This window comes from Bartonella sp. TT121SHDZB, from assembly GCF_042193415.1.
Classification (GTDB): Bacteria; Pseudomonadota; Alphaproteobacteria; order Rhizobiales; family Rhizobiaceae; genus Bartonella.
This window is the reverse complement of the sequence record NZ_JBHILR010000069.1, coordinates 1-607: the sequence shown is the minus strand read 5'-3', so window position 1 is coordinate 607 and position 607 is coordinate 1. Positions and strand designations below refer to the sequence as shown.

At 47.4% G+C, this 607-nt stretch carries 1 protein-coding gene; it reads right to left on the bottom strand.

The window, feature by feature from the left end; all coding sequences use genetic code 11:
- On the bottom strand, window positions 1-512 hold a 512-nt coding region (locus ACFIKI_RS08535; RefSeq protein ID WP_375666788.1), incomplete at its 3' end, for a hypothetical protein.
- Window positions 513-607 lie beyond the last annotated feature (95 nt).

Sequence of the window (607 nt, the reverse complement as noted above, 5' to 3'; positions counted from 1 at the left end):
TGATCAAACTTAGCTGCCTTTGCTGCTGCTTTCTCATTCATCTTCAATGTCATAGGGCCAAGAGCTCCATGACTGCCCAGGAGATGCTGCTCACTGATATCAAAACTCATAGTACCTGGTGTTCTCAAAGTAGTGAGCTCATAGTTAGGGAGGAGCAGCTCAACTGTGGTGGGGCCTCTCAAGTACGAGTAAACACACTTCCCATCGTATCTTCCAGAGAAGTAATGAGCTGACTTCAAGTAGGTGAGATCAATGAAAGAGGGACAGGATGCATCATCTCCCAAGTTAATACCCTGGTGCTCAAGCAAAGGTGTGATCAAGCCGCCTATTCCAATCTGAGCCTCTGGATCCCTGTTTGTCCAAGCATAATCCTTGTAGTACATGAGGCGCCTCACAAAGTATCCAACCATACCAAACTCAGCGTAGAAATCAGTGGGAACTTCAGGTAGGTGAGGAGGTAAGGAAAAGTGTTGGATGGCTTGGTGCATGAGGTTCAAGTCTTCTCCATTCACGTTGCTTGGCTCTTTCCTTGGGTAGATGGTGTGGACAATCAGCCTATGGAGGTAGCGGACTGATGGATGCCTGATAGAAGCATTCTTGTCTCTGC